The sequence below is a fragment of the Cellulophaga baltica genome, assembly GCF_018861125.1.
Lineage (GTDB): Bacteria > Bacteroidota > Bacteroidia > Flavobacteriales > Flavobacteriaceae > Cellulophaga > Cellulophaga baltica_A.
In genome coordinates, this window is sequence record NZ_JAHKQN010000005.1 from 63,945 (window position 1) to 88,283 (window position 24,339).

Sequence of the window (24,339 nt, forward strand, 5' to 3'; positions counted from 1 at the left end):
TAAATGAAAGCGTAATTTTAGTTTAAAAAATAAATGGGTCTATTCAGCAAACTCTTTGGAGGAGGTAAGAAAAAGGTTTCGAAAGAAATTACTGAAGAAAGAGGTATGCATATGCCCGACCTTGATATTCCTGTGGATGAAAAATTCACCATTAATTTCAAGAGAAATGGTGGTAAATTTATTTATTGTGACGGTTACAATGATGTTAACCAAGCAATAAAAAATATTATTGAAGAGAATAATTGGAAAAACACTCCATTTTTCTCAATGGATAACAGACTAGAAAGTAAATTTTCTAAGCTTAATATTTCATTTACAGATAAGCCTAACAATAGTGAAGTTTTCTTTTCTACTTGTGAACACTTAGTTGCTCAAAATGGCTCAATATTAATCTGCTCTAACCAATTGCAAGATAGAAAGCTTAATGATTTACCATCAAACTTTATTGTTTTTGCTACAACAAGTCAACTTGTAAATTCTATCGGAGAAGGATTAAAAATAATTAAGAAAAAACATCAAAACAGCATCCCTACTAACATTACTACAATAGAACATTTTCAAACCATAAGAGAAGGCCAAGACAACTTTTTAACCTATGGAAGTAGCTCTAAAAATTTATACCTTATACTTTTAGAGGATTTGTAGTATGAAAGAAATTTACAGAAGATTATTAACCGGAATCGTATATGTAGTTATACTATTAGCTGCTATATTTTTAAGCTCTGATGCGTTTGACTTTTTATTTATGGCATTTGGTTTAGCTTGTTTATTTGAGTTTAAAAGAATGACAAAGCTAAAAGGTTATTACATTTTTACAGGGTATTTAGCTTTATGGTGGGCATTCATTTATTTTATAAATGATTTTGCATACGGACAAAGCATTATTAATGTTTTAATGTTTTTAACAATAACCATAAACATTACATTGCTCTTTTATCTATTTTCTAAAAAAGAAAAAATATTTACTGTTGTTCAAAAATTTATTGTTGGACTATTTTATATAGGTGGCGGTTGTATTTTCTTAACAATGATACCTTATAGAGATAATGATTTTGCCAAACTTCTTATCATGGGAATATTCATTTTAATATGGGTAAATGATTCCTTTGCTTATCTTGTTGGCAAATCAATTGGTAAAACGAAATTATTTTCATCAGTTTCACCAAAAAAAACATGGGAAGGTACCATTGGTGGATTAGTTTTTGCTTTATTTGCAGCATATATAATGGCCAAGTTTGAAACTCATATAAGTTTAATTCAATGGCTCATTTTAGCTGTTGTAATTGTAGTATCAGGAAACCTTGGTGATCTTTTAGAATCAAAATTTAAAAGAGCCGCAGGCATAAAAGATAGTGGCGCAATATTACCAGGACATGGTGGTATGCTAGATCGTTTAGATAGTTTAATTTTCGCAGCACCGTTTGCTTATTTAACTTTAAATATTTTTACTCATGTTTCATAAAGAAGGACAAAAAATTATTTTAATTACTTTTTTGTTAGTTGCAATAGCAGTAATAGCCGCTAATTTTTATATTGATATTTATTGGTTAAGATTACTAATACAAGTTACTGCTCTTTTATTTTTAATAATTGTATTACAGTTTTTTAGAAACCCTAAAAGAAAGGTAGTAAAAACCTTTGATGACATTTTAGCCCCTGTCGATGGCAAGGTTGTGGTTATTGAAGAAGTTGAAGAAAAAGAATATTTCAAAGGAAAAAGAATTCAAGTATCTATTTTCATGTCACCTATAAATGTGCATGTAACAAGATACCCTGCTAGTGGTGAAATTGTATACTCAAAATACCACCCAGGAAAATATTTAGTTGCTTGGCATCCTAAAGCAAGTGAAGAAAACGAAAGAACAACTATAGTTGTAAAAACGCCTAAATTTGGTGAAATACTTTACAGACAAATAGCTGGTGCATTAGCAAAACGTATTGTCAATTATGCTAAAGTTGGAGATAGCGCTCACCAAGGTGAAGATGCTGGCTTTATTAAATTTGGTTCAAGAGTAGATTTGTTCTTACCTTTAGATGTAGCCATTACCGTAAAATTAAATCAAAAAGTAACAGGAGCTAAAACTTGCATCGCAAGCCTTATACAGCATGAAGAATAAAAAACTGCAAACAGAATTTTTAAATGCAGTGAGCTATGTAAACGATTATAATGATCCTTTACCAGCTGACTTTCTTTTAAACCTATACGCTTACTACAAGATTGCAAGTAAAAACTCGGAATCTCCTGGTAGTAAAACACCCCTTATTAATGCTTTTAAAGCAAACGCATTAATACAGGTTAAAAATATGACACCCGAAGAAGCCATGGAAAAATATATTGAAATGGTAAATGATATAAAGAACAAATAAAAAGAGGAACTCAAAATTGAGTTCCTCTTTTTATTCTTCTAAAACTTATCTACCAATCAATGGGCCTGTAATCTTTTAAAAACTTACCACACCAATGTTTACCAGTGTTTATACCATCAATTAAAGGATCTAAAACTCGTGCCGCACCATCAACAATATCTAATGGTGGTTGAAAGTCATGTACCTCTACTTTCTTTTTTGACAGTTCAGCAGGGTCTTCATCAGTAACCCAACCTGTATCAACAGCATTCATATATACACCATCCTTAGCAAAATCTAATGCAGAGGTATGTGTCATCATATTTAAAGCCGCTTTTGCCATATTGGTATGCGGATGTCTATCTTCCTTAAAAAAACGGTGAAATTTACCCTCCATAGCTGAAACATTTATAATATGTTTTTGACCTGTATTTTCTTTACGCATTAATTTTGATAGTCGGTTACACAGTACAAATGGAGCAACAGCATTTACCAATTGTACTTCTATCATTTCAGGTGTTTCTATTTCACCTAATTTAAGTCTCCAACTATTTGTTTTACGTAAATCGACTTGTTGTAAATCTGCATCTAATTCTCCCTCAGGAAAAACCTCAGCAGTAGCTAATGAATTATCAAAACTATAAGGTATTTGTGATAGTTTGGCCGATGCTCTGATTCCAATTCCTGGTTCTGGAGCATGCCAAGTGACTGGCAATGTATTATTTTGCTGACTAGATGTATTTTTACCTAACGCATTCAATTCATTTAAACAGAATAAATGATCAGACAATACCTCTTTAGCTGATTTTGGCAATTGATCAACAGACATCTCTTCATTAGACATTAAATGTTGATAGAAACCTGCTGGTCTACGAACTGTCTGCGCTGCATTATTAATTAAAATATCTAAACGATCATATTGTTGCTCTATAAAATTGCAGAAAATTTCTACGCTAGGAATATGTCTTAAATCTAAACCATGAATTTTTAATCGGTGCCCCCATTTTGAAAAATCATCTTCTTTAGCAAATCGCAAAGCAGAATCAACTGGGAATCTTGTTGTAGCAACAACTGTAGCTCCTGCTCTCAATAAAATTAATGTAATATGATATCCAATTTTCAAACGAGAACCTGTCACTATAGCGACCTGATCGGTTAAATCTGCAGTTTGAAAACGTTTTGCATAATTAAAGTCACCACATTCTTGACACATAGTATCATAAAAATGATGCAACTTTGTATAAACTGTTTTACATACATAACAGTTTCGAGGTGATTCTAATTCTTTTTCTTCAAGTGAATTAAGTTTAGGTGCATCTAAAAGAATTGGAGCTTTAAATACTACTGATTCACGCGCACTACGAATACCTGTTTCTTTACGAGCATGTTTATCACGCTCAATCATTTTACGTTTTGTTGCTTTGGCAGCATCTTTCTTACGCTGTCTAAATTCATGACGATTGGGTCTTGAAATTAAACCTGCTCCTTTTAAAAGCGCTACTCTTTTATCTTCGGATAGTTCTAAAATTTGATGTGCATTTTCTCCTAACCTATCTAAAATAGCAATACATATATCTACATCTTCAATACTAACAGGATCAAAGACCTTCTTCCCTATTTTTTTTGACGTTTCAGAATTATCCATACAATCAAATATCTCTTTGTTTTGAACTGCACAAATGTACTGCTAAATTATATAATGTATTATGGAATAAAAAAACTCCATTAACTTTTAAAACTAATGGAGCTCTGTAAATTATTTTGATAAACTACATTCTCGATAAATAAATGAACAATTTTATCACAATTAAAATTATACCTAAAATACCCCACCCTGAAATTCCTCCAGACTCTTCTTGCGGAACAGATTGTGTTGCGTAAGATTTAGCAGCTATTTTAGAGGCTTCTTTAGGATCGATAATAAAATCATTACATTTTGAAATAAAATCTGGCTTTCTTTGACTCAACGAGCAAATTATACCTGTATTATGATCAAAAGTTCTTTTGTCACATTTTTTACAATAAGCTAAACGTTCTTGTATATCCATAATAATAAGATTTGATTGGTAAAAAACAAACGCAAAAACCTATTATATAGTATATTAAAATTAATATAATCAATTAATGGACTTTAGTCTCTAATACTTTCTTACCTTCTAAATAACCAATCATTACATCACCAGAATTAACTTTACCTACTCCTTTAGGTGGTGTTCCTGTTAATAAAATATCACCGGGATTTAAAGTCATTATTGAAGACACATACACAATAAAATCAGCCAAACTTGTAATCATCAAAGAGCTATTTCCTTTTTGCATTTCAACTCCATTAATTTCATAAGAGAAATTAATATCATTTAAATCTGCAAAATCAGTAATAGGAAAAAATGGTGCAATTGGTGTAGCGCCATCAAAACCCTTAGCCAAAGCCCAAGGACCTTTATTCCCCTCCCTACTCGCTTTTAAAACATCTTTAGCTGTTAAATCATTAGAAAGTGTTATTGCATCAACAAAGCTCACTGCATTTTCTTTAGTAGCATTTTTACATGTTTTTCCAATTCTAAAAGCCAATTCTGCCTCATACCACACCTCATCAGAAAAGGCGGGAAGTTCTAAATCTTCATTATTTTCTAAAAGTGTTGTATCTGGTTTAGTAAATACAATTGGCGTTACTGCCTCTTTTGGCATTTCACTCAATTCATTTACGTAGTTTTTACCTACTGCTATAATTTTCATTTGGTCGTTATTTATTAGTTTTTATTTTAAACTCGCTAAACTTTTTTCTAATGTTTCAATCTTAGCTTCAGCATCTGCTTGTTTTTTATACTCAATAGCAATCACTTTTTCTGGCGCATTACTAACAAAACGCTCATTAGATAATTTCTTTCGAACAGACACTAAGAAGCCTTTGGTGTATTTTAATTCTTCTTCAATTTTTTTAATTTCAGCTTCAACGTCAATAGCTCCACTAATAGGAATAAAATACTCATTACTTTTTACTCTAAAAGTAAGCGCACCTTCTACTGCTTCATTAACATAATAAATACCAGAAACATTCGTAAGTTTTTTTATAATTACATCCCAATTTTTAGTAACATTACCGTCATTTAAAACAGATAGCTCTAAATATTCTTTCATTGGAATATTCTTTTGCTTTCTAATGGTACGAACACCAGCAATAACTTCAGATGCAAAATCAAACTCTGAAATTAATTGTTCATTAACTTTTTCTTGAACTGGCCATTTCGCTACCACAAGTGCTTCTTCAGGCGTACGCTCTGTAATATGTTGCCATATTTCTTCCGTTAGGAAAGGCATAAATGGGTGCAACAATTTTAAGTTATTTTCAAAAACTGCAATTACAGCTTCAAAAGTAGTTTTATCAATTGGTTGTTGGTAAGCTGGTTTTACAATTTCTAACAACCAAGAACTATAATCATCCCAAACTAATTTATAAATTGCCATTAAGGCATCAGAAATACGATATTTACTAAAATGATCTTCTATTTCTAAAAGAGTTTTGTTGAATTTAGCATTATACCATTCTAATCCTAATTTAGATGCTTCTGGTTGTGGTAAATCTGCTACTTCCCAACCTTGTACTAAACGGAAACCGTTCCAAATTTTATTAGCAAAATTTTTACCTTGTTGACAAAGTGCTTCGTCAAACATTAAATCATTACCTGCAGCAGCACTTAATAACAAACCTACACGAACACCATCTGCTCCGTATTCATTAATTAAACCTAAAGCATCAGGTGAATTACCAAGCGATTTAGACATTTTTCTACGTTGCTTATCACGAACTAATCCAGTTAAATAAACATTTTCAAAAGGTCTCTTATCTTTATACTCATAACCTGCAACAATCATACGCGCTACCCAGAAAAATAAAATATCTGGCCCCGTAACTAAATCATTTGTTGGGTAATAATATTCTATCTCTTTATTATCTGGTTCTAGAATTCCATTAAAAACACTGATTGGCCACAACCATGATGAGAACCAAGTATCTAATGCATCATCATCTTGTTTTAAGTCTGAAATTTTTAAATCTGCCTTACCTGTTTTCTTAATTGCTTTCTTTAAAGCTTCATCTTTGGTTTCGGCAACAACAAAATCCTCTGCTCCTTCTCCATAGTAATATGCAGGTATTTGTTGTCCCCACCATAATTGACGAGAAATATTCCAATCACGAACATTTTCCATCCAATGACGGTATGTATTTTCAAACTTTTTAGGAAACAACTTTACATCTTGAGTTTCAAGCACCGCTTTTATTGCTGGCTCAGCAAGCTGTTCCATTTTTAAGAACCACTGATCTGACAATCTTGGTTCAATAACCGCCTTAGTTCTTTCAGATGTTCCTACCTTATTTAAGTGTGTTTCTGTCTTAACTAAAAAGCCTTTTTCTTCTAATTCTTTTGAGATTTCTTTACGAACTACAAAACGATCTTTACCTTCATAATGTAAACCGTGATGATTTAAAGTCGCATTGGCGTTGAAAATATCAATAACTTCTAAATTATGCTTCTCACCTAAGGCCTTATCATTTATATCATGAGCTGGAGTTACTTTTAAACAACCAGTACCAAATTCAAGATCAACATACTCATCTTCTATAATAGGAATAACTCGACCACTTAATGGCACAATAGCTTTTTTCCCTTTCAAATGCACGTAACGTTCATCTGTTGGGTTAATACAAATTGCGGTATCACCTAAAATAGTTTCAGGTCTTGTAGTTGCAATAGTAACTTTTTCCGTTGAACCTTCAATTTGATATTCTAAATAATAAAGTAGCCCCTGCTTTTCTTCATGAATAACTTCTTCATCAGAAAGAGTTGTTTGTGCTTCAGGATCCCAGTTCACCATTCTAAAACCACGATAAATCAATCCTTTTTCATACAAATCAACAAAAACCTTAATTACAGAAGCAGACATATCATCATCTAATGTAAATTTGGTTCTATCCCAATCACACGAACAACCCAATTTTTTTAGTTGATCAAGGATTACACCTCCATATTCATCAGTCCAATCCCAAGCGTGCTTTAAAAATTCTTCACGAGTTAAATCGGCTTTATCAATTCCTTGCTCTTTTAATTTTGCAACAACTTTTGCTTCTGTAGCAATAGATGCGTGATCTGTACCAGGTACCCAACAAGCATTTTTACCCATTAATCGGGCTCTTCTTATCAATACATCTTGAATTGTATTGTTTAGCATATGCCCCATGTGCAACACACCAGTAACGTTTGGCGGCGGAATTACAATAGTATAAGGCTCTCTTTCATCAGGAGTTGAATGAAAATAACCATTTCTCATCCAGTAATCATACCATTTATTCTCTACTTCATGAGATTCATATTTTGACGCTATTTCCATATTTTTTTTGGTACAGTTTTTGTTTTATTAAATAATGTATCTTCTATTTAGATGCACTGAAATGTTAAAAAAACAATTTCAGCCTAGTAGAAATACGAAACAAAAATAAGTAACGTTATTTGATAACAAAAGAATTTTAAGGTTCATATTAATTTTGTTAATTTTGAGCCAAACCCAAAACAAAAAATATTATGAAAAAAATAGTACTAGTTTTAGTTATTGGACTATTAGGTATTACTTTAAATGCCCAATCAGCCAAAATCGATTTTAAAAGTGATACTGTTGATTACGGTGTAATTGAAAAAGGTGATGATGGTGTTAGAGTATTTAAATTTACAAACACTGGTGATGCACCATTAATAATTAGCAAAGTAAGTTCTAGCTGTGGATGTACAATCCCTAAAAAACCTACTGACCCAATTTTACCAGGTAAAGTTGGTGAAATTCAAGTAAAATACGACACTAAAAGAGTTGGACCAATTAGAAAAGCGGTAACGGTAATATCAAATGCCGAGACACCAACGGTTGTTTTAAAAATAAAAGGAGAAGTTAAGGCTCCATCAGGAAAATAAGACAATAATAATTACATATACTAAAAGCCCTAACAAATGTTAGGGCTTTTTTTTATAACATTTTTTACAATTTACACGAATAAAATTATTACATTCTAAGTTGTTTACTTAGAGGTAATTTATTTTTTTTACTAAAAATTTTTTCCTCATGCCCGCAATATCAAACAAAGGCCTATCAATGCCAGAATCTCCAATACGTAAATTGGTTCCTTTTGCTGATAATGCAAAACAAAAAGGCATTAATGTAATTCATTTAAATATTGGTCAGCCAGATATAAAAACACCACAAGTTGCTCTTGATGCTGTAAAAAATAACGATATCTCCATATTAAGTTATGCCAAAACAGAAGGCTCTTATAATTATAGAGAAAAATTAGCACATTATTACCTAAAAAATAACATTACTATTAATGCTGATGATATACTTGTAACAACGGGTGCATCAGAAGCATTGTCATTTGTTATAGGCAGTATTGCTGATCAATATGATGAGATAATAATACCCGAACCATTTTACGCAAATTATAATAGTTTTTCTACTGCTTTTGGTGTTACTGTTATACCTATTGTTTCAAAAATTGAAACTGGTTTTGCTTTACCATCAATCATAGAATTTGAAAAAGCTATTACTAAAAAGACTAAAGCAATTTTAATTTGTAACCCAAATAACCCAACGGGTTATCTGTATAGTAAAAAAGAAATTAAGCAATTAGCACATTTGGTAAAAAAACACGATCTTTTTTTAATAGTCGATGAGGTTTATCGTGAATTTATATACGATGGTAAGGAACATTATTCTGTTTTAAAAGAAAGTAATTTAGAAGAAAACGCAATTGTTATAGATTCTGTTTCGAAAAGATATAGTATGTGCGGTGCTAGAATTGGTTGTGTAATTACCAAAAATCAAATTTTAAGAAATACCATTCTTAAATTCATGCAAGCAAGACTATCACCACCTACATATGCTTTAATAGCTAGCGAAGCTGCTTTAGATACTCCACAAAGCTATTTTGATGATGTAATTGAAGAGTACGCGAGTAGAAGAAATATTTTAATTACAGAATTAAATAAAATTAATGAAGTAACAGTCGTTAACCCACAAGGAGCATTTTATTGCATTGTAAGCCTACCTATCAAAAATTCTGATACCTTTGCTCAGTGGTTACTTGAAAATTATAGCCTTGAAAACGAAACAATCATGGTTGCTCCGGCAGGAGGTTTTTACGCCACAGAAAATCTAGGAAATAATCAAATACGTATTGCCTACGTTTTAGAAAAAGAAATACTTAAAAGAGCTGTTCGTATTTTACGTGAAGCCTTAAACACATACATTCTTAATGAACATTCAAAAGAATATATCCTTAAAGAAATATAATACTTTTGGCATTGATGTAACAGCAAAATATTTTTGCGAAATTACATCTCTTCATGATTTATCAGAAGTATTACAGCTAGAAGAATATCCAAATATATTTGTAATTAGTGGTGGTAGTAATATGTTACTTACTAATAATATTGACGCTCTAGTATTGCATATTAATATAAAAGGAATCACTATAATATCTGAGACTAATGACACTGTTACCGTTAAAGTAATGGCCGGTGAAAATTGGCATCAGTTTGTATTATGGTCCTTAGACAATAATTTTGGCGGCATTGAAAACATGTCTTTAATACCTGGCAACGTTGGCACTTCTCCTATTCAAAATATAGGTGCTTATGGTGTAGAGCTTAAAGATGTATTCTTTTCATGCGAAGCTGTAAATATTAAAACTCAAATCACTAAAACGTTTAGCAAAAGCGAATGTAATTTTGGTTATAGAGAATCTTTCTTTAAGCGAGAAGGAAAAGACAAATTTATAATTACATCCGTAAACATTAAGCTTACAAAAAGCAATCATACGTTAAACACATCATACGGTACAATTGATACTGAGTTAGCTAAAAACGGAATTACAAACCCAACAATTAAAGATATTTCTAATGCTGTAATTACAATTAGGAAAAGTAAATTACCCGACCCTAACGAAATTGGTAACAGTGGTAGTTTTTTTAAAAACCCAATTTTAAATCTTAAAGAATTTAGTTCGTTTATTGAAAAAAACCCGAAAGCACCATATTATAAAATGTCTGAAGACGAGTATAAAGTGCCTGCTGGCTGGCTAATTGAACAATGTGGCTTTAAAGGAAAACGTTTTGGCGATGCTGGAGTTCATGACAAACAAGCGCTCGTATTAGTTAACTATGGAGACGCATCTGGAAAAGATATTATACATTTGGCACAACAAATTATTAACGAAGTAGATAAAAAATTTGAAATCTGTATTTTTCCAGAAGTAAATATTATATAAAAAAATAACCCCGATATCGAAATATCGGGGTTATACCAAACCAAACTAACCAAAATAAAGTATACGATAACCAGTCGTACACTTATTCTATTATTGTAACAATCAATTTTATAAATTTGCGTTACATTATTAATTACGTAGAAAAAGTATTTTTAGATTTTTTAAACATGATATTTTTCTAACTAAAATTTTACATGAGTACATTATTAGAAAATCATATTGTTGAACTTCTGCAAGAAAGAAATGAAAAAGCCATTTCTCTTTTATATGAAAACTACAGTGACACCCTTTATGGTGTAGCGTTTAAAGTAGTAAAAGATGAGGCCATTGCCCAAGATGTTTTACAAGAGAGTTTTGTTAAAATCTGGAAAAAAGCAGACACTTACGACCCTAAAAAAGCAAAGTTATTTACTTGGCTTTTTAGAATCACCAGAAACACAGCTATAGATAAGCTTAGAAGCGCAAAGAAGAAAACTGAAAAAGAGATCCAAATTGATGTTTCTGACGTATATAAATTAGGAATTGACGGAGTTGATCCTGATTGCATTGACATGAAAGAGAACCTTGACAAAATAGATTTAAAGTACAAAACTGTACTTGAAGCTTTATTTTTTGAGGGAATGACACAACAGGAAGCAAGTGATGAACTTGATATTCCGTTAGGAACAATAAAATCTAGATTAAAAATTGGTTTAAGAGAATTACGTAAAATTTATGTTGAGCCAATTATTCTATTAATACTAATACACCTAATATCATAACGTTATGAAAGATAAAATAAAAGATTTTTTAGACACAGATCTTCTTGAAAAATACTTATTAGGTACTACTACAGAATTAGAAAAGCACAAAGTAGAGCGTTACATTGCTATGTACCCAGAAGTAAGAAAAACGTATAACGAACTTCAAGACAACTTAGAAGAGTTTGCTAAAATATACGCTTTAAAAACTCCTGAAGGATTAAAAGAGAAGATTACAAATACAGTAAAAGCTCAAAGCAAAACTAAACGCAAATTTATAAACTATGCTATTGCAGCAAGTGTTGTAACTTTTATATCCATCACCGCTTCTTATTTTTTCTATAATGAAAATCAAAATTTACAAGAAGAAAACACTGTTGTTACTAATCAAATCAAGCTTTTAGAAGCTGACATGAAACAAAGATTAGAAGATGTTCGAAATCAATTTATTGTTTTGAACAATCCTCAAACAAAAAAATACAATGTAAGGGGTAACAAAAGAGGAAAAGATCTAAAGGCTGTGGCTTATGTGAACCCTGTAAAAAAGCTTTCTTACATCAATTTACAAAACATGCCTCATCTTGAAGAGGGTGAATGTTTACAAATGTGGGCTGAAGTAAATGGTGAAATGATTAATCTTGGTATTCTTAGAGACTCAGGCGATAAAGATAATTTATTAGCCTTGCCTTATGCTAAAAATGCTGTTGGCTATATTACAATTGAACCTAAAGGAGGTAATGAAACCCCTACAGTTGATAATATTGTAGCAAACATTAGCATTAATTAACTTCTATTTAGAATTGCGAAACGCCCATAAAATTAAATATTTTGTACCTTTGTAAAAATATTTTACTATGAAATTGGTACTATTAACAATTGGGTTACTTGCACTTGCTTTTGCAGGAATAGCAATTAAAATTTGGTCTAAAAAAGATGGTAAGTTTGCTGGCACATGTGCTAGCCAAAGTCCGTTCTTAAACCAAGGTGGCGAAGCTTGTGGTTTTTGCGGTAAATTACCAGAAGAACAAGACTGCAAAAAAGATAACACAACTGCTTAATACCTCATGATTTTATAGTTTTAAACATCAAATTTGGAAAAAACCAAAGATAACAATCTACAAAACACTATTGCCAAAGCGAAAGCTGGCAATCAAATTGCTTTTAGTCAATTATTAGATTCGTTATGGAATGATGTTTATAGTTTTCAACTATTAAGAACTAAAAATGAGAATGATGCTGAAGATATTACCATTCAAACCTTCTCAAAAGCTTTTGATAAATTAAGCACCTATGATGAATCTTATAGTTTTAAAACTTGGCTAATTACTATTTCAAAAAACATTCATGTAGATCTTATTCGAAAAAGAAAAAAGAATCTTATTGAAAATAATGACAAAGGCTCTGAAGCTTACACGAAAGTATTAGATGATTCTCCGTCTGCTGAAGACCAATTAATAAGTCAGCAAAACTTAGCAACGCTTTTAGAACACATAAAAAGCTTAAAGCCTCACTACCAAGAAGTTATTAATTTACGATATTTTAATGAACTTAGTTATGCTGCAATAGCTTTACAGCTTAACGAACCTATAAACAATGTAAAAGTGAAACTTTTACGTGCTAAAAAGCTACTTCTAGCAACTATTAAGGCTAACAAATCATAAATTTTTAATCTAAATTTAAGGTGTTAAATATCACAATACATACTCTTTTGTATTAAGTAAGTAGTACCTAAAATAGTTTGTATCTTTGTATAAAAATTGACGATGAGCGATACCACTACACAAAGTGTTTCTCCTCCTAAAGGGAAACCAAAATGGTTACGAGTAAAACTTCCGACAGGTAAAAAATATACACAACTAAGAGGTTTAGTTGACAAATATGACCTACACACTATCTGTACTTCTGGTAGTTGCCCAAATATGGGTGAATGCTGGGGAGAAGGAACAGCTACGTTCATGATTTTAGGAAATATTTGTACACGTTCTTGTGGTTTTTGCGGTGTAAAAACTGGAAGACCAGAAAATGTTGATTGGGAAGAACCAGAAAAAGTTGCACGTTCGATTAAAATAATGAGCATTAAACATGCAGTTATTACATCGGTTGACAGGGATGATATAAAAGATATGGGTTCAATTATTTGGGCAGAAACTGTGAAAGCAATTCGCCGTATGAACCCGAACACAACACTTGAAACTTTAATTCCTGATTTTCAAGGCATAGAAACTCATTTAGATAGAATAATAGCTGTTAATCCAGAAGTTGTTTCTCATAATATGGAAACCGTTAAACGTTTAACTCGTGAAGTGCGTATACAAGCTAAGTATGAACGTAGTCTTGAAGTTTTACGCTATTTGAGAGCAAACGGAATTAACAGAACAAAATCGGGTATTATGCTTGGTTTAGGTGAGCTTGAAGAAGAAGTAATACAAACCATGCAAGATTTACGTGATGCAAATGTTGATGTAATTACTATTGGTCAATATTTACAACCAAGTAAAAAACACCTTCCTGTTAAAGAATTTATCACTCCTGAACAATTTAAAAAATACGAAGAAATTGGTCTTGAAATGGGCTTCAGACACGTAGAAAGCGGCGCTTTAGTTCGTTCATCTTACAAAGCACACAAGCATATAAACTAAATTATATTTTATTGTTTTCTTCTTCATTATCCATAAAGAAGAAAACAATTCTCCACTATGAAACAAGTACAAGTTGGTATTAATGGTTTTGGACGTATAGGTAGAACACTTTTTAGATTATTACAAAAACAATCAAATATAAAAGTAGTAGCTATTAATGATTTGGCTAATACCGAAACACTTGCTCATTTATTAAAATATGACAGTATTCATGGCGTATTAAACAATAATGTTACTCATACCGAGAATACAATTACAATTGACGAAGGCTCCCCTATTACTGTTTTACAAGAGAATGCTCCAAAAAACATCAATTGGAAAAAATACAATGTTGATGTTGTAGTTGAAGCTACTGGTAAGTTTAAAACAAAAGCACAATTAGACTTTCATATTAAAAATGGAGCAAAAAAAGTAATTCTTTCTGTTCCACCAGAAGATGATAGCATTAAAATGGTAGTCTTAGGTATCAATGAAGATATCATAACTAAAAGTGATACTATTATCTCAAATGCATCATGCACAACAAATAATGCTGCTCCTATGGTGAAAGTTATTAATGAGTTGTGCGGTATAGAACAAGCATATATTACTACAATACATTCATATACTACTGATCAAAGTTTACACGATCAACCACATCGTGATTTAAGAAGAGCAAGAGCAGCAGGGCAATCAATTGTACCAACAACAACTGGTGCTGCAAAGGCTTTAACTAAAATTTTCCCTGATTTAGACGGAATTATTGGAGGTTGCGGAATTAGAGTCCCTGTAGCAAATGGATCGTTAACCGATATTACTTTTAATGTTAAGAAAGAAACATCAATAAAAGAAATTAACGAAGCTTTTAAAAAAATTTCTGAGAATTCATTAAAAAATATATTATTTTACACTCAAGATCCTATAGTTTCTATTGATGTAAACAATAGTTGTTATTCTTGTACGTTTGATTCACTGATGACCTCAGTTATTGGAAAAATGGTGAAAATAATTGGTTGGTATGATAATGAGACTGGGTACAGTAGTAGAATTATAGATTTAATTAATTTAATGCAAGCTAAATCGTTCATTTGAAGAAGAGTTTCTCATACATACTTTTATTAATTGTCTTTTCATTCTTCATGTTTAGCACATGGCAACCTATCTTTGCTCAAGATAATGTAACATCACGAGCCAAAATAGAAAAATTCTTTATAGACTCCAGGGCATATAAAAATCAAGATAAAATAGATTTAGCACTTGATTCGCTTGAAAAATCACTAGCACTTGCTCAAGAAATTGAAGATGAAAAATCGGTTATAGATTGCTATCATGAATTTTCATTATTATACCTTAAATTAAACAAAATAGATCAATCTATTCTATTTTGGGATCGCGCAGAAGTAATCTTAAAAGATCTTGAATACCCTTATGGCAATGCAGTTCACAAATATATTGACGCACTTCACCTTTACAAACAAGAAAAGTATTATTTAGCAAATTTTGAGTTAGATAAAGCTACTCAAATGACCAACGTTCGTAATTTAACATTACATATTCTTTTAGCAAAAGGTTTTATTTATCTTGAATTACCTAAATACGATGACGCCATAAAGCACTTTAATTCACTAATTGTAAATAACGATAGTGACGAGAAAGATTATATAGCTACTAGAGCTTATATTGGTTTAACCTTATTGAAGATTAAAACCCAACAACCTGAAAAGGCAATTCAATATGGAAAACAAGGACTTGAGCTTGCTGAAAAAAATAAGTTTTTTTATGAAATTCAAGAACTTAATGAAATTTTAGCTGCAACTAGCGAAACACTAGGCAATTTTGAAGCGTCACTCATTTATAGTAAAAAATTAATTCAGATTAAAGATTCTGTTTACAATGTATCAAAGATTAATTCTGAAACAAAAACAGCTAATAGTACAGAGTTTACTTTATTAAATAATATTATAAACAATCAAGATAAAGAAATTGAAAAATTAAAAGAATCTGGTAGTAGAACCCAAATCGTAATTATCCTTACTTCTGCATTTTTAACCATCATATCTCTTTTAGCTGTTTCACTATACCGAAATAACCAAATTAAATTAAAAACAAACGATTTACTTCAAACTAAAAACACTGAATTAGAAGCATCACGCGATGCAGCCGTAAAGGCAATGGAAACAAAAACTAATTTCCTTTCAACAGTAAGTCATGAGCTTAGAACACCTCTCTATGCGGTTACTGGCCTAACGCATTTGTTATTAGAAGAAAACCCAAGTGAAAGCCAAAAAGAGCATTTAAAAGCACTTAAATTTTCTGGGGATTACCTATTAAGCTTTATTAATGACATTTTACAACTAAATAAGATTGATGCTGATAAGCTTGAGCCTGTAAATACGGAATTCAATTTAAAAAAGGTGCTTACTGAAGTAATTAGCTCATTACAGCAGAGTGCTAGAGAAAATAATACTAAAATTGTATTAGAACACGACGAAAAGATACCAAATAGCTTGTTGAGTGATTCAATGAAAATCTCTCAAATCCTTATAAATCTTGTCGGCAATGGCTTGAAATTCACTAAAGGAGGTGAGGTAACTGTAATTACCAAATTAGCTAAAAAAGAGGAAGAAAATGTAACTATATATTTTGAAATAAAAGATAATGGTATTGGTATTTCAAAAGATCAGATAATTAATATTTTTGATAGTTTTGAACAAGGCTCTATACAAATTAATCGTGAATATGGTGGTACAGGGCTTGGTTTAACTATCGTAAAAAGCTTACTAGGCTTATTTAATAGTAAAATCAATTTAAAAAGTGAGTTAGGAAAAGGAAGTTCATTCTTTTTTGAAATTGACATGCTTAGTAATGACAATGACGCAGTTCAAGATATAGGTTTTGAAATAGCAGATCAAGAATTTGACTTTAAAGGTTTAAATTTATTAATTGTTGAAGACAACAAGATCAACCAAGTGATTACTAAAAAAATGTTACTTAAAAAAGAGATGACCTGCGATATTGCCAGCAATGGTACTGATGCCGTAGAAATGGTATCTCAGAATAAATATGACGCCATTTTAATGGATATTCATATGCCAGGTATTAGTGGTGACGAAGCGACTATACTCATTAGAAAATTTAACAAAAAAGTTCCAATTATAGCATTAACGGCAATTTCTTTAGATGATAGTTTAGAGGTTTTCTATGCTGCAGGATGTAATGACGTTGTTACAAAACCTTTTAAACCAGAAGTTTTCTATCAAAAAATTGGCGAGAACATCTTTTTCCCAAAACCACTTTCTAGTTCTTAGCAACTGTTGTTATTTTTTCATTCAACAACGAAGCCCCATTATTTAAAAATTCGTGTTTAATCGTTATATAACAAAGCTCGTTCACCTTTGTATTTAAACGCACATAGTCTTTTTCAGTAGTTAAAATCAAATCTTTACTATTAAAGAGTGCTATCTCATTATCTGTAAAAAAATGATGGTCTCGATATTCTAAATGCTCAACAGTAACATTATTTTTTTCTAAAAATGCTACTAAAGGTTTCGGGTTTGCAATACCTGTCACCAAAGTTACTTTTCTATTTTGTAGAGACTCTAATGGTATTTCTAAACCTTTTAACTGATTATCGTATTTTAAATAACTAAATAAAACTTCCTGCTTTTTATGTGGATTTATTTTTTTAACAATTTTATGCTGTTCTTCTTTAGATATATTTTCTGGGCACTTGGTAACCACTATTACTCCTGCACGTTTAGCCTCAAGTTTACTGTCACGTAAGGTTCCTGTTGGCAAATACCAATCATTGACAAATAAATTATCGTAGGCAGTAAGTAATACTGAAAATTTAGGCCTTACTTTTCGGTGCTGAAAAGCATCATCTAACAATATAACATCAGGCTTAATTGTTTCTTGTAAAATTGAAATTCCATTTTGTCGATCAGCGTCAACACTTACTGCTATTGTTGGAAATTTAGAATAAATTTGAAACGGCTCATCACCCAAAACCTCCACAGTAGTAAATTTATCAGCCAATTGAAAACCTTTAGATTTTCTACCGTAACCACGACTTAAAACTGCAATATTACTTGTTGGTTTTAAAACATCAATTAAGTACTCAATCATAGGTGTTTTACCAGTACCACCAACACTTAAGTTACCCACACAAATAGTTGGTGTGTTATAACTTTTTGAAGCAAAAAAACCTTTGTCAAATAAAAAGTTACGCAGGTAAACCACCAAAGCGTACACTAAAGAAATAGGAAATACTAATATTTTAAATACCTTCATCAAGAACGAAAGTATAATATTTTATCTTTGAAAAATAGATAAATTTATAAAATGATTGTAAAGCAAGTAACTGATATTCTTGAAGAATTAGCTCCATTGGCTTATGCAGAAGATTTTGACAATGTTGGCCTTTTAGTAGGTGATGCTAATATGGAAGTAACTAGCGTTTTAGTTACCCTTGATACTTTAGAAGATGTGGTTGATGAAGCCATTGCAGAAAAATGTAATTTAATAATAAGCTTTCATCCTATTATTTTTGGTGGATTAAAAAAAATTACTGGCACAAATTACGTGCAACGTGTCGTAATAAAAGCTATACAAAATAATATAGCAATTTACAGTATGCATACTGCCTTAGACAATTCTAACCAAGGTGTAAATGCTAAAATATGTGAAGTTTTAGGGTTGCAAAACACAACTATTTTAATACCACAAAAGGGAACAATAAAAAAATTAACCACTTACGTTCCTAAAGATGAAGCAGAAAATTTAAAAAATATACTATTTGAAGCTGGAGCTGGCAATATTGGTAATTACAGCAATTGTAGTTTTGGCACAAATGGCATAGGAAGCTATAAAGCTGAACAAAATGCAAACCCTGTAAAGGGAGAATTTGGAAAAACACATTTTGAAGAAGAAACACAAATTAGTGTCACTTTTGAAAAAGCGGCAGAAGCAAAAGTTCTTAATGCTTTAAAAGAAAATCATTCTTACGAAGAAGTAGCTTATGAGGTATTAACCTTAGAAAACACAAACCAAAATATTGGCATCGGAATGGTTGGTGAACTTGAAAATTCAATACCAGAAACCGATTTTTTAAGTTTTGTTAAAGAAAAAATGAATGCTGAAGGAATTCGTCATTCTGCGCTGTTAGGAAAAAAAATTAGGCGTGTAGCTGTTTTAGGTGGTAGCGGGGCATTTGCCATAAACGCCGCAAAGCACGCCAATGCTGATATTTTTATATCTTCAGACATAAAATACCATCAATTTTATGAAGCTGAAGGCAAAATGATAGTCGCAGATATTGGACACTATGAAACTGAGCAGTTTACAAAAAATTTATTAGTTGACTATCTTACAAAAAAAATCCCTAATTTTGCAATCCGTTTATCGGGTTGTAAAACAAATCCCATCAAGTATTTTTAAAATATGGCAACAAAAAAAGAAGCGACAGTAGAACAGAAATTAAGAGCATTATATGATTTGCAATTAATAGATTCTAGAGTTGATGAAATACGCAATGTTAGAGGTGAATTACCTTTAGAGGTTGAAGATTTAGAAGATGAAGTATTAGGTCTTAAAACTAGAATGGAGAAGTTGAAGACTGATGTAGAGACTATCAACTACGAGATCACAGCTAAAAAGAACATGATTGATGATGCTAAAACTTTGATGAAAAAATATACTGAGCAGCAAAAAAATGTTCGTAACAGTAGAGAATTTAATTCTATATCAAAAGAAATCGAATTTCAAGAATTAGAAATTCAATTAGCAGAAAAAAACATTAAAGAGTTCAAAGCTCAAATAGACCAAAAGAAAAGTGTAATAGCTGACACTAAAGAGCGTTACAGTGCTCGTGAGTCTCACTTAAAGCATAAAAAAGGAGAGTTAAGCGATATTTTAGCTGAAACTGAAAAAGAAGAAAAAGCTCTTTTATTAAAGTCTGAAGAATTTCAAACTGAAATAGAAGATCGTTTAGTTATTGCTTACAAACGTATTCGTACGAATGTAAAAAATGGTTTAGCTGTTGTGCCAATTGAAAGAGGTGCTTCTGGTGGCTCATTCTTTACAATTCCACCACAAGTTCAAGTAGAAATTGCTTCTCGTAAAAAAATTATTACTGATGAGCATAGTGGTCGTATTTTAGTTGATCCTGTTTTAGCTGAAGAAGAACAAGAAAAAATGCAAGCTTTATTTACTAAGCTGTAATTTTAAAATTATATTATCTTATAAAAAAACCTCTAAGAAATTTCTTAGAGGTTTTTTACTTTTATAGGGTATTACAAATACTTTATTCTTCAAGCATTCCTAATATCATATGCTCTACTTGAGCACTATTCCATTTTTCTTCAATATCATCAAGCTGCATAACTTCTTTCATAATTGCTTCTTGTGCATCGCCTAATGCTAAAGCTTCCGCATAAGGTCTATCAGAAAAAGTTACACGAGAATATACAGGTATCCATTTATCAGGGTGCAAACTTGCAAAGTGTTTTTCTATTTTCTTTTGCAATAAAAATTTTGGATCTGCGGTTTTTGTGCTCATCTCTACAAAATTTCTATAGCTAAGCGTTGCTATAGCATCAGTATTTTCTTTACGAGCTACTTCATATTCTCTAAATATGGCTTTCCAATCATCACCATGCTTCTTTATAATGTCATTTAAGACAAAAATATCTTCAAAACCTGCATTCATACCTTGACCATAAAAAGGAACAACAGCATGCGCAGAATCACCTACTAAAGCAACTTTATCCCAATACGTCCAAGGGAAACATTTCATTGTCACCATAGCACTAGTTGGGTGATTAAAGAAATCTTCGGTAAGATTCTCTAACTCTGGCATTATATTAGGGAAATACTTTGTGAAAAATTCTTTCGCCTCTGCTTTGGTAGTAATATTCTCAAATGATACTTCACCTTCAAAAGGCATAAAAAGTGTACAGGTAAAACTACCATCTAAATTGGGCATTGCAATAAGCATAAACTTACCACGAGGCCATATATGAAATGAATTTTTGTTTAGTTTATGCGTACCATCCTCATTAGGCGCAATGGTTAATTCTTTATAGCCAACATCAATAAAATCTTGCGAATAATCAAAACGACTTCTACGTTGCATTTTATGACGCACTCTTGAAAAAGCTCCGTCACAACCAAAAATAAGATCGTAATTATATTCTTGCCACTCCCCTTTTTCAGTTTCACCAGTAAATAATTTAGCTTCTGGCAAATCTACATCCCAAACTTTTTCCTCAAAACGAAATTTAACACCTTTCGCTTCGGCTAAATCAATCATCTTTTTGTTCAGTACTCCACGAGAAATAGACCAAATAGCCTCACCTTCTTTACCGTATTTTTGGTAATATTCTTCTTGCCCCACCAAATGCATAGCGCGTTTATCTAAGGGAATTGCTATTTTTTTAATTTCATTTTCAATGCCTACTTCATTTAAGGCATTCCAACCTCTATTACTCATTGCTAAGTTAATAGAGCGGCCTGAAAATTTTATACCTCTAATATCGGGTCTACGGTCAAAAACAGTAATATCATGTCCAAATTTCTTTAGATATATTGCTAATAATGATCCTACTAAACCAGAACCAATTATGGCAATTTTTTTTGGAGTGTGTGTCATATAATCCTTATTCGGAGAAAAGTATTGCTTTTAAAGATACAAAAAACTAAAAAAATCCTTCGTTTATAAACACAAAGGATTTTTTTAAAAAGTATCTAAAATTGTAGTCTTTTAATTCTTATTCTAAAATACCATCAACAATACCGTAAGCGATAGATTCTTCTGCACCCATCCAGTAATCACGATCAAAGTCTTTCATAACTCTATCATAATCTTGACCACAGTTATCTGCTAAAATTCTAGCACTTAACTCTTTTGTTTTGATAATTTCTTTTGCTTGTATTTCAATATTTGAAGCTTGGCCTCTTGCACCACCACTTGGTTGGTGAATCATTACCTGAGCATGTGGCTGAATAAAACGTCTACCTTTTTTACCTACAGACAATAAAATAGAACCCATTGATGCTGCCAAACCCGTACAAATTGTTGAAACTGGGCTTTTAAGCGATTTTATAGTATCATACATTGCAAAACCTGAAGTTACATAACCTCCTGGGCTATTAATGTATAATTGTATTTCTTTATCGTTTTGCATATCTAAGTACAACAAACGATCAATAACATGCTTTGCAGAATCGTCATCAACCATTCCCCAAAGGAAGACCTTACGCTCTTCTAACATTTTTTCGTCTATAGCCTCTTGTATTTTTCCTTTTTTTGAACTCATTTCTATATTTCTTATTGATTATCAAAATTAATCAAATTATAGTTAATTGCGATGCACAATTAACGACTCATTTAAATTATGTAGTTGAAAAGCTACTATCTTTGATTAAAAATAAAGAAAATGAAAAAATCTATTGGTATTATCTTGTTTGTTTCTCTGTTTTTAATGAGTTATAACACTGACAAAAAAGAAACTAAAAATATTAATTTAGAACAAAAATCTAGTATTTTAGAGAATATTGCACTTGCTAATGGTTTTAAAAATTGGAAAAACGTAAAAGAAATTCAGTTTACTTTTAATGTAGATAGAGCTGGCAACCACACTGAGCGTAGTTGGATTTGGAATACAAAAACAAACGATGTTACTTCAAAAACTGATAAAGAAACAATAAGTTACAATCGTGGTTCTTTAACAGATGAAACTTCAAAAACAAATGCAAAATTTATTAATGATAAATTTTGGTTATTAGTCCCTTTTCAACTAAAATGGGACGCTGAAAACTTTACCCACATACACACTAAAAAAGCCACTGCTCCTATCAGTAACAAATCAATGCAAAAACTTACCATTGTTTACGGTAATGAAGGTGGCTATACACCTGGTGATGCTTACGACCTATATTTTGGTGATGATTATATGCTTAAAGAATGGGTTTTTAGAAAAGGAAACCAAAAAGAACCTTCAATGGTTACGACTTGGGAAGATTATACAGAGATTAACGGAATTAAACTTGCTCAAACACACAAAAACAATGATGGGTTTAAATTGTATTTCACTGATCTAGTAATTAAATAAAAAGCTCAATGAGGTTCATTTATTTATTTTTAGTGATATGCAATATCAGTTTTGGTCAAAATATCAAAAGTAGTGTTGTATTAAACAAGGAGAACAATGAACCTCTTGAATTTGTTAGTGTTTACAATGCATTAGACCACACAGCCACCAATAAAGAAGGCCGTTTTTCTTTTTCATCAAGTTTAGATTCTATATATTTTTATAAAGTTGGCTACCAGAAACTTAATACTACTTTTAACACTACACAAGATACTATTTTTTTAGAAAAAAATATTTTTAAGCTTGATGAAGTAATTGTATCAAATGAAAAAAGCTTACTTGAAAAAATAAAAGATTCAATTAAAACGAATTATGTATTAACCCCTTACAACGAAAAATTCTTTTTACGAGCCTTATTAAAAACGAATGGAGATATCAGTCGTTTGCAAGATATTCAAGGCAAATTAAAACGAAAAACTTCACTCTACACACGAAAAATAGACATTACTAAAAAAGATTATGCTGTTGAAATTACCAACATGCGTAAAATTGGCATAGCCACCGATGAAGAATATAGCTATTTTGTATTTCCTTCATTTTACGACCTACTCCTATCATTTGTTAGACTCAATGCTACAGGTGACAATTTTGTTTTAACTAAAAAGTATTTTGATAATGGAAAGAAAATTAAATGGGAATTTAGTTCCGTTTTTAATGAGGATGAAATAAATATTAGCGGTTATTATATCGTCAACTTAGAAGATATGGCTTTTGAATATTTCAATTTAAAATCTAACCCATTAAACCCAAAATTTACTATCAACAAAAAATTTAAATACAGAACAACTTATTACGAAATTGAAACTGTGTTTAAAAAAGACAAAGAAAATGACAAGTACTTTATTGAACTTGCTAAATTCAACACCAATGTAGAATCTTCATTAAAAGATGAAAGCAAACTAAATATTTACAATGCTACATTTTTACTAAGTTCATCAAACAACTTTGAAGATTTAGAAGTAAAAAGCAACATTAAGGAAGATAGAGACATCTTTAAATTAAATTATAAATACGATGAAGATTTTTGGAATGAACAAAATCAATTGTTGCTAACTAACGAGATGCTAGAGTTTATTGAAAAAATGAAAGTTATAGATAAACAAAACAATAAAATAAGAATTAAAACCAATATTAAATAAAAAACTATCACTCTAGCAATCTTCAAAAGAAGC

General features: G+C 31.1%; 25 protein-coding genes. 18 read left to right on the forward strand and 7 right to left on the reverse strand.

Translation table 11 applies throughout. The features are described from left to right. Positions 1-33 precede the first annotated feature (33 nt). From KO500_RS00970 to KO500_RS00985, 4 genes are read left to right on the forward strand one after another with little or no spacing between them, the layout of a single operon-like run. Positions 34-645 carry an LUD domain-containing protein gene (locus tag KO500_RS00970; RefSeq protein ID WP_215954623.1) on the forward strand — a complete coding sequence of 204 codons (612 nt, stop codon included), beginning with the start codon at positions 34-36 and terminating at the stop codon, positions 643-645. Position 646: 1 nt separating this feature from the next. Next, entirely contained in the window at positions 647-1,462 is an 816-nt protein-coding gene (locus KO500_RS00975) for a phosphatidate cytidylyltransferase (RefSeq protein WP_215954624.1), read from the forward strand. Further along, positions 1,452-2,117, forward strand: a complete 666-nt coding sequence (locus KO500_RS00980) for a phosphatidylserine decarboxylase family protein (protein WP_215954625.1) — start codon at positions 1,452-1,454, stop codon at positions 2,115-2,117. Before KO500_RS00975 ends, KO500_RS00980 begins: the two co-directional genes overlap by 11 nt. Then, positions 2,107-2,367, forward strand: coding sequence for an acyl-CoA-binding protein (locus KO500_RS00985; protein ID WP_215954626.1), 261 nt, complete (start codon positions 2,107-2,109; stop codon positions 2,365-2,367). Before KO500_RS00980 ends, KO500_RS00985 begins: the two co-directional genes overlap by 11 nt. Before the next feature lie 49 nt (positions 2,368-2,416). Here the strand turns inward: KO500_RS00985 and KO500_RS00990 are convergent, their stop codons facing one another. The 4 genes from KO500_RS00990 to KO500_RS01005 all read right to left on the reverse strand — a co-directional run bounded on the left by KO500_RS00990 (position 2,417) and on the right by KO500_RS01005 (position 7,734). Next, a complete protein-coding gene (locus tag KO500_RS00990) occupies positions 2,417-3,991 on the reverse strand; it encodes an SDR family NAD(P)-dependent oxidoreductase (protein ID WP_215954627.1) in 1,575 nt (524 codons plus the stop codon). Positions 3,992-4,115: 124 nt separating this feature from the next. After that, positions 4,116-4,394 (reverse strand): hypothetical protein, encoded by a 279-nt coding sequence (locus tag KO500_RS00995; protein WP_215954628.1) that lies wholly within the window; start codon positions 4,392-4,394, stop codon positions 4,116-4,118. Between the two features lie 73 nt (positions 4,395-4,467). Then, on the reverse strand, positions 4,468-5,082 hold the full coding sequence (locus KO500_RS01000; protein ID WP_215954629.1) for a fumarylacetoacetate hydrolase family protein: 615 nt from the start codon (positions 5,080-5,082) through the stop codon (positions 4,468-4,470). A gap of 21 nt (positions 5,083-5,103) precedes the next feature. Then, positions 5,104-7,734: a valine--tRNA ligase gene (locus KO500_RS01005; RefSeq protein WP_215954630.1), complete on the reverse strand. Its 2,631-nt coding sequence runs from the start codon at positions 7,732-7,734 to the stop codon at positions 5,104-5,106. Between the two features lie 191 nt (positions 7,735-7,925). Between KO500_RS01005 and KO500_RS01010 the strand changes: the two genes are divergently transcribed. From KO500_RS01010 to KO500_RS01055, 10 genes are all read left to right on the forward strand, one after another. Next, positions 7,926-8,306, forward strand: coding sequence for a DUF1573 domain-containing protein (locus KO500_RS01010; RefSeq protein ID WP_215954631.1), 381 nt, complete (start codon positions 7,926-7,928; stop codon positions 8,304-8,306). Positions 8,307-8,454: 148 nt separating this feature from the next. Next, positions 8,455-9,681 carry a pyridoxal phosphate-dependent aminotransferase gene (locus tag KO500_RS01015; protein ID WP_215954632.1) on the forward strand — a complete coding sequence of 409 codons (1,227 nt, stop codon included), beginning with the start codon at positions 8,455-8,457 and terminating at the stop codon, positions 9,679-9,681. After that, positions 9,644-10,657 carry a UDP-N-acetylmuramate dehydrogenase gene (gene murB / locus KO500_RS01020; protein ID WP_215954633.1) on the forward strand — a complete coding sequence of 338 codons (1,014 nt, stop codon included), beginning with the start codon at positions 9,644-9,646 and terminating at the stop codon, positions 10,655-10,657. Before KO500_RS01015 ends, murB begins: the two co-directional genes overlap by 38 nt. Positions 10,658-10,851: 194 nt before the next feature. Beyond that, positions 10,852-11,418, forward strand: a complete 567-nt coding sequence (locus tag KO500_RS01025; protein WP_215954634.1) for an RNA polymerase sigma factor — start codon at positions 10,852-10,854, stop codon at positions 11,416-11,418. A gap of 4 nt (positions 11,419-11,422) precedes the next feature. Further along, a complete protein-coding gene (locus KO500_RS01030; RefSeq protein ID WP_215954635.1) occupies positions 11,423-12,184 on the forward strand; it encodes an anti-sigma factor in 762 nt (253 codons plus the stop codon). Positions 12,185-12,251: 67 nt separating this feature from the next. Beyond that, positions 12,252-12,455 (forward strand): membrane or secreted protein, encoded by a 204-nt coding sequence (locus KO500_RS01035; protein WP_215954636.1) that lies wholly within the window; start codon positions 12,252-12,254, stop codon positions 12,453-12,455. A 33-nt stretch (positions 12,456-12,488) separates the two neighbouring features. After that, positions 12,489-13,058: an RNA polymerase sigma factor gene (locus tag KO500_RS01040; RefSeq protein WP_215954637.1), complete on the forward strand. Its 570-nt coding sequence runs from the start codon at positions 12,489-12,491 to the stop codon at positions 13,056-13,058. A gap of 102 nt (positions 13,059-13,160) precedes the next feature. Then, positions 13,161-14,036 (forward strand): lipoyl synthase, encoded by an 876-nt coding sequence (lipA, locus tag KO500_RS01045; protein ID WP_215954638.1) that lies wholly within the window; start codon positions 13,161-13,163, stop codon positions 14,034-14,036. A 57-nt stretch (positions 14,037-14,093) separates the two neighbouring features. Then, complete coding sequence (gene gap / locus KO500_RS01050) at positions 14,094-15,107, forward strand: type I glyceraldehyde-3-phosphate dehydrogenase (RefSeq protein WP_215954639.1); 1,014 nt, start codon at positions 14,094-14,096, stop codon at positions 15,105-15,107. After that, positions 15,104-17,323 (forward strand): tetratricopeptide repeat-containing hybrid sensor histidine kinase/response regulator, encoded by a 2,220-nt coding sequence (locus tag KO500_RS01055; RefSeq protein ID WP_252732401.1) that lies wholly within the window; start codon positions 15,104-15,106, stop codon positions 17,321-17,323. Before gap ends, KO500_RS01055 begins: the two co-directional genes overlap by 4 nt. Here KO500_RS01055 and lpxK read toward each other — a convergent pair. After that, a complete protein-coding gene (gene lpxK, locus KO500_RS01060; RefSeq protein ID WP_215954640.1) occupies positions 17,313-18,308 on the reverse strand; it encodes a tetraacyldisaccharide 4'-kinase in 996 nt (331 codons plus the stop codon). The two genes, KO500_RS01055 and lpxK, sit on opposite strands and share 11 nt — an antisense overlap. Positions 18,309-18,359: 51 nt before the next feature. On the opposite strand from lpxK, the gene KO500_RS01065 reads away from it, so the two are divergent. Next, a complete protein-coding gene (locus KO500_RS01065) occupies positions 18,360-19,454 on the forward strand; it encodes a Nif3-like dinuclear metal center hexameric protein (RefSeq protein ID WP_215954641.1) in 1,095 nt (364 codons plus the stop codon). Between the two features lie 3 nt (positions 19,455-19,457). Further along, positions 19,458-20,237 (forward strand): zinc ribbon domain-containing protein, encoded by a 780-nt coding sequence (locus KO500_RS01070; protein ID WP_215954642.1) that lies wholly within the window; start codon positions 19,458-19,460, stop codon positions 20,235-20,237. Between the two features lie 82 nt (positions 20,238-20,319). On the opposite strand, the gene KO500_RS01075 is transcribed toward KO500_RS01070, so the two are convergent. Then, positions 20,320-21,666, reverse strand: coding sequence for an FAD-dependent oxidoreductase (locus KO500_RS01075; RefSeq protein WP_215954643.1), 1,347 nt, complete (start codon positions 21,664-21,666; stop codon positions 20,320-20,322). 118 nt (positions 21,667-21,784) lie between these two features. Then, a complete protein-coding gene (locus KO500_RS01080) occupies positions 21,785-22,333 on the reverse strand; it encodes a ClpP family protease (RefSeq protein WP_013551063.1) in 549 nt (182 codons plus the stop codon). 120 nt (positions 22,334-22,453) lie between these two features. Between KO500_RS01080 and KO500_RS01085 the strand changes: the two genes are divergently transcribed. Both KO500_RS01085 and KO500_RS01090 read left to right on the forward strand, forming a co-directional pair. Beyond that, positions 22,454-23,128 (forward strand): hypothetical protein, encoded by a 675-nt coding sequence (locus KO500_RS01085; protein ID WP_215954644.1) that lies wholly within the window; start codon positions 22,454-22,456, stop codon positions 23,126-23,128. 8 nt (positions 23,129-23,136) lie between these two features. After that, positions 23,137-24,306 (forward strand): carboxypeptidase-like regulatory domain-containing protein, encoded by a 1,170-nt coding sequence (locus KO500_RS01090; RefSeq protein WP_215954645.1) that lies wholly within the window; start codon positions 23,137-23,139, stop codon positions 24,304-24,306. Positions 24,307-24,339: the final 33 nt, after the last annotated feature.